Genomic DNA, 5,949 nt, shown 5'->3' on the forward strand with positions numbered 1-5,949 from the left:
ACAAATTTAACACTTTTCTCAAAATTCATGCACCGTGTTTTCGGCTTGACCCTGTTTTTCCCCTAATTTTCCCTATCTTTCATTCTACCGGTTGCATCTTATAATTAATAGAGCCATTATATCCAGCAACCAAACTCGCTCTTGACAGAAAAAAGACCACAAAAAATAAAAATTTCTTCCTGACAGGACCCAAACAATAAATTACCGTCTACCTCAAAAAGCAACTGACATTACCGCTCACTGAGATACGCTTCTTTTTTCCGTTTCTCATAAAGTTGCCATGAATTGAAAATGTTATGCCACACGCTATAAAAACCTCCTGCAATAGCACTGACAGGAGTCAGGAAGGTATATCCCATCCAAATGGCAAAAACAGTATTCTTTTGCCCAAGACTCTGACCGGCACTTATTGGGCATCCATAGCGCTTGCCGAAATATCGTCCTATCCGGAATTGAATAACGCAACTTATCAAACTGACGAAGGCTATACCGATCTGATTGATTAAAGATACATTGGTGTGGACTATACTTCTGACTGTTATGGCTATCGCAACTGAAAGGGCTATGGCCCACAGATAAAAAGCCAGATCCTTGCATTTCAAGATGATATTGTGGATGCGCGGAAATAGTCTTCGTATCAGCATTGCAGCAAAAAAAGGACAAATAAGCATGGGAAAAACTTTTCCGACAATGAGAGAAAAGGAGTTGAGAAAATCCAATTCAGGATGAGGGTGTATAAGAGGGAGAAAAAGAGGAACGATGACAGCAGCGGCTATATTTATGAATATCGTATAGGTAGTAAGTCCGGCAGCATCACCACCCAGCCGAGCTGTAACAACAGCTCCAGCTGTAGCCGTTGGACAAATGAAACAAAGCATGGCTCCTTCAACAATGGCTATAGAGCCTGCGGACAGATGTTGGGATAGAACAATGAGGATAAGGGATAGAAGGGAAAACACTGTTGTCTGTATAAGTAACAGCCAACCATGCCAACGGCGTAAGCGCAAATGATGAGGGTCAACCTTACAGAACGTGATGAAAAGCATGGAGAATATAAGTGCCGGCTGTATGAAAGCTACAGCATTGTGCACAAACATTCGTGTCGGCAATAAGGCAGGTATGCCTGTATAGATAAAATATCCCATGATACCGCAGGTCATTGCTATAGGCAAAGTCCAATTTTTGAGAAAGAGAAAAAGGGATTTCATTTCATACTATTTTTTTGTTTTTCCAGCAACAACATTTCATCGCGTAACTGGGCGGCCAATACAAAATCAAGGCGTGCGGCGGCTTCTTTCATTTGTTGGCGCAGACTTTCGATGCGCTGTTCCGATGTCTCTCGATCTGCAGCCTTGCCGTATTGCGGTGCAGCCTCAGCCGCCTGTAATACCGGCCATTCCCCGGTAATGGTAAACTGTTTGCGGGATTCGGAATTCTTTTTCAGTTGTGTCAGTTCGTTGCCATCTGTAGATTTACATACCTGCTTAGGCGTTATGCCGTTCATCTCGTTATAGCTCAACTGCTTCATGCGCCGGCGTTCCGTCTCGTCAATGGTCTGTTGCATGGATGGTGTGATTTTATTGGCATACATGATAACACGGCCGTTGACATTACGTGCGGCACGGCCTGCGGTTTGTGTCAGGGAACGATGTGAACGCAGGAAGCCTTCTTTATCGGCATCAAGAATAGCGACCAAAGCAACTTCTGGCAAATCCAGTCCTTCACGCAAGAGATTGACACCGACAAGTACACTGTATATTCCTCTTCGCAAATCTTCCATAATTTGTACACGTTCCAGCGTGTCCACGTCACTGTGAATATAAGCCGTTCTCACCCCGTTTTTTATCAAGTAAGCTGTTAACTCTTCAGCCATGCGCTTGGTCAATGTCGTAACGAGTGTCCGTTCATCCCGTTCGATACACTTGCGGATTTCCTCCATTAAGTCGTCAATCGGAAAATCAGCCGGTCGTACTTCAATGGGGGGGTCAAGAAGGCCTGTCGGACGGATGATCTGTTCCACAACGACACCTTCACTCTCGGCCAGTTCATAATCAGCAGGAGTAGCACTGATGTAGATCACCTGTTTGGCCATTTCATGAAATTCATCAAAGGTCAACGGGCGGTTGTCAAGCGCTGCAGGCAATCGGAATCCATAGTTGACAAGCGACTCTTTGCGCGAACGATCACCACCGTACATAGCGCTGATCTGCGGTACACTGACATGGCTCTCATCAATAACAATGAGGAAATCTTCCGGAAAAAAATCCAACAGACAGTAGGGGCGGGAACCGGGAGCGCGTCCGTCAAAGTAGCGGGAGTAATTTTCGATTCCCGAACAGTGCCCCAGCTCGCGTATCATTTCAATATCATAGCTGACACGTTCGTTAAGCCGCTTGGCTTCCAGAGATTTTCCTTGCGATTGCAACAGTTCCACTTGCTCCACCAGGTCATCTTGTATTTTACGTATGGCCAGTTCCTGAGTCTCCTTTGATGTGAGAAAAAGATTGGCGGGATATATTTTGTATTCATCAAAAGTAGCCATACGCATGCCACTTACGGCATCTACCTCCTCAATTCCGTCAATTTCATCATCCCAAAAGGTTATTCTTATGAGTTCTTCGGAATAGGCCAAATAAACATCAACAGTATCTCCCTTTACACGAAAGTTACCGGCTTTAGGCGCTATGTCGTTGCGAGTGTACAAACTGTCCACAAGTTTGCGCAACAAGGCATTGAGAGCCATTCGCCGACCTGTTTTCAAATCTATTACATTTTCATAAAATGCAGCCGGATTGCCCATACCATAAATACAGGACACGGAAGAAACAACAATAACGTCATTGCGGCCGGAAAGTAATGAAGAAGTGGCGGCAAGGCGCAGCTTGTCTATTTCTTCATTAATGACAAGGTCTTTTTCGATATAAGTATCGGTAGAAGCGATATAGGCTTCCGGCTGATAATAGTCATAATAAGAAACATAATATTCCACAGCATTGTCAGGAAAAAAACTCTTAAACTCTGAATAGAGCTGTGCGGCCAAAGTTTTGTTATGGCTTAAGACCAAGGTCGGTTTGTTGAGATTGGCAATGACATTGGCTACGGTAAATGTTTTTCCCGATCCTGTTACTCCCAAAAGTGTTTGAGCCGGCGCGCCGGCTAAAGCGCCTTCGGTGAGTTGTCGAATTGCTTCCGGTTGGTCACCTGTCGGTTTGTATTGTGAATGTAATTCAAAATGTTTCATGAACAACTCCGTCTGTTTATGGCTTCTTCTATCTGCGATTTTATCGGGCAAAGATACAATATTTTCAGCCCAAAAACAAATAGTTTCCCAATACGCCCATAATCTTACACCTACTGTCAAAAACATGAGCCACTACCATTTTCTTCAGAAAGGCACACCCCCTTACATACAGAAATTGCCTAGTAACTATAGCCTACTGTCAGTAAGCCAATTCACCGTATTGAATCATTATAGCTATTACATGTACCTATATTATAATGAACAGGAATCATCTTTGGCTAGGATGATTCCTGTTCATTATAAAACGAATATCAAAGTTTATTTAATCAAATAATCCGTCACATTTTTCTCTATGCGGGCCATTACATCCACATCAGCTTCCGCCACAAACTTTTCACCGGTAATGTGTTCGTAAAGTTCAACATAGCGCTCCGAAATACTTTTCACCACCTCAGGCGTCATTTCTGGTACTGTCTGTCCCTCCTTACCTTGGAAACCATTATCCATCAGCCATTCGCGCACAAATTCCTTCGACAATTGTTTCTGCGGCTCACCTTTTTCAAAACGGTCAGTGTAACCTTCACTATAGAAGTAACGTGAAGAGTCCGGTGTATGAATTTCATCCATCAAATAGATCTTACCCTCATGCTTGCCAAATTCATACTTCGTGTCAACGAGAATCAGTCCGCGCTTGGCCGCAATTTCCGTACCACGCTTAAACAGAGCCAAAGTATATTTTTCCAGTATCTCATATTCTTCGGGGGTAGCCAGACCACGTGCCAGAATTTCCTCTTTCGAGATATCTTGATCATGTTCGCCTATCTCAGCCTTAGTTGTCGGCGTCACAATCGGTTCTGGAAATTTCTGATTCTCCTTCATGCCCTCAGGCAACTTCACGCCGCAAATTTCACGTACACCACTTTTATAGGCACGCCAGGCACTGCCACAAAGATAGCCTCGTACTATCATTTCTACGGCAAAGCCTTCACACATCACTCCTACTGTAACCATTGGATCAGGAGTAGCCAATTTCCAGTTAGGACAAATATCAGCCGTCGCATCCAAGAATTTTGCGGCGATTTGATTAAGCACCTGGCCCTTAAAAGGAATACCTTTAGGCAAAACCACATCGAAAGCCGAAATGCGGTCGGTAGCGACCATCACGAGCTTATCGCCCAAATTATAAACGTCACGGACTTTACCGTGATATACCCCCTGCTGCCCGGGAAACTCAAAATCGGTTTTTGTTAAAGCACTCATTTTATTATATGTCTTTATTGATATTGTATATTTAAGCCTCAAAACTGTTACAGACTCAAGCCTTGCCATCTATGGAAGGTGTCAACAGTTATCAGAATCCTTCTCCTTTCTCTCTTTCATTCTCTCCGCATCGCTTTCATAAGCCTCGACAATCCGCGTCACAAGTTTATGGCGCACAATATCCCTCTTATCCATAGTAATGAAAGCAATGCCGGAAACATTCTTCAAAATGCGGATAGCCTCCGTCAGCCCGCTTTTCTGTGAAGCAGGCAAATCTATTTGCGTGCCGTCACCTGTAATGATCATCTTGGTGTTCCATCCCATTCTGGTGAGAAACATTTTAATCTGCGCCGTTGTTGTATTCTGAGCCTCGTCAAGAATCACAACAGCATCATTAAGAGTACGCCCGCGCATAAAAGCCAAAGGCGCGATCTGTATAACGTTCGTACTCATATATTCCTGCAACTTTGCAGGCGGAATCATTTCCTGCAGGGCATCATACAACGGTTGAAGATAAGGATCTATCTTGTCTTTCATATCACCGGGCAAAAAGCCCAGTTTCTCTCCAGCCTCCACAGCCGGACGGCTCAAAATGATTTTTTTGATTTCCTTATTTTTCAGTGCACGAACAGCCAAAGCTATCGCTGTATACGTTTTACCGGAACCGGCAGGGCCTATGGCAAACAGCATGTCGTTGCCCTCATACGCCTCCACCAGTTTTTTCTGATTTTCCGTACGTGCCGTAATAGGTTTGCCACCAGTACTGTAAACAATCACATCTCCGGAAAACTCACGATTAGGCACACGCCGCTTCACTATATCAAGAACCTCTTCTTCCGACAATTGATTATACCGGACACAATGTTCCTCCAAAGCCTTGAAAGTGTCTTCAAAATCAGCCATATCCTCCTCGCCTCCCATCACCTTGACCACATTGTCACGGCCTATGACACGCAACTTCGGGCAAAGTGCACGCAACAAACGCAAATTGGCATTATTCACGCCAAAAAACGCCACAGGATCAGCTTCCTCAAGTACAAAATGTTTCTCTATCATGTTTCCTGATGAATGACAGCAACTTTTAAATACCGTCTGACGGCAAAATCACAACCTGACAGTACGATGCCACGACTATCCGGACGGGCCGGGCACAAAAACATAAGCCGTGCCTGCCACCGGACGCCCGCATTCCAAACTATCTGCAAATTTAATGAATCCGTATGAGAAATAACCCGTTTTTTTGTACTTTTGTAACTGAATAACAAAGATGAACATCCCAACGGAGATATTCTCCCATCTTTCACACAACAACCCGCCCACATCTGTCACCTCCATAATGAATACACTCCAAGCCCCCCGCGTAAGATACAAGCTAAGCCCCAAAAAGATAATACGGGGTCAAGCCGAAATTCCGGTGCATTTGTTAAAATTCGAGAGCTGAAATGTTA

4 protein-coding genes are annotated in these 5,949 nt (G+C 44.2%); all 4 read right to left on the reverse strand.

Features of this window, described 5'->3' with window-relative positions; translation table 11 throughout:
- Nucleotides 1-230: 230 nt before the first annotated feature.
- Nucleotides 231-1,208, reverse strand: coding sequence for a transporter (locus tag C5S62_RS06225; RefSeq protein ID WP_104404538.1), 978 nt, complete (start codon nucleotides 1,206-1,208; stop codon nucleotides 231-233).
- Entirely contained in the window at nucleotides 1,205-3,241 is a 2,037-nt protein-coding gene (uvrB, locus tag C5S62_RS06230; RefSeq protein WP_104404539.1) for an excinuclease ABC subunit UvrB, read from the reverse strand. The genes C5S62_RS06225 and uvrB overlap by 4 nt, the downstream gene beginning before the upstream one ends.
- A gap of 318 nt (nucleotides 3,242-3,559) precedes the next feature.
- The gene (locus C5S62_RS06240) at nucleotides 3,560-4,501 is read right to left on the reverse strand and encodes a phosphoribosylaminoimidazolesuccinocarboxamide synthase (RefSeq protein WP_104404541.1); all 942 of its coding nucleotides are present in this window, start codon (nucleotides 4,499-4,501) and stop codon (nucleotides 3,560-3,562) included.
- A gap of 81 nt (nucleotides 4,502-4,582) precedes the next feature.
- Entirely contained in the window at nucleotides 4,583-5,557 is a 975-nt protein-coding gene (locus tag C5S62_RS06245; protein ID WP_104404542.1) for a PhoH family protein, read from the reverse strand.
- Nucleotides 5,558-5,949: the final 392 nt, after the last annotated feature.

This window comes from Prevotella sp. MGM2, from assembly GCF_002933955.1.
Lineage (GTDB): Bacteria > Bacteroidota > Bacteroidia > Bacteroidales > Bacteroidaceae > Alloprevotella.

What these genes read in the sequence shown, in the direction of transcription:
- C5S62_RS06225 (WP_104404538.1), bottom strand. Translation starts at nt 1,208, where the DNA reads ATGAAATCCCTTTTTCTCTTTCTCAAAAATTGGACTTTGCCTATAGCA.
- uvrB (WP_104404539.1), bottom strand. Translation starts at nt 3,241, where the DNA reads ATGAAACATTTTGAATTACATTCACAATACAAACCGACAGGTGACCAA.
- C5S62_RS06240 (WP_104404541.1), bottom strand. Translation starts at nt 4,501, where the DNA reads ATGAGTGCTTTAACAAAAACCGATTTTGAGTTTCCCGGGCAGCAGGGG.
- C5S62_RS06245 (WP_104404542.1), bottom strand. Translation starts at nt 5,557, where the DNA reads ATGATAGAGAAACATTTTGTACTTGAGGAAGCTGATCCTGTGGCGTTT.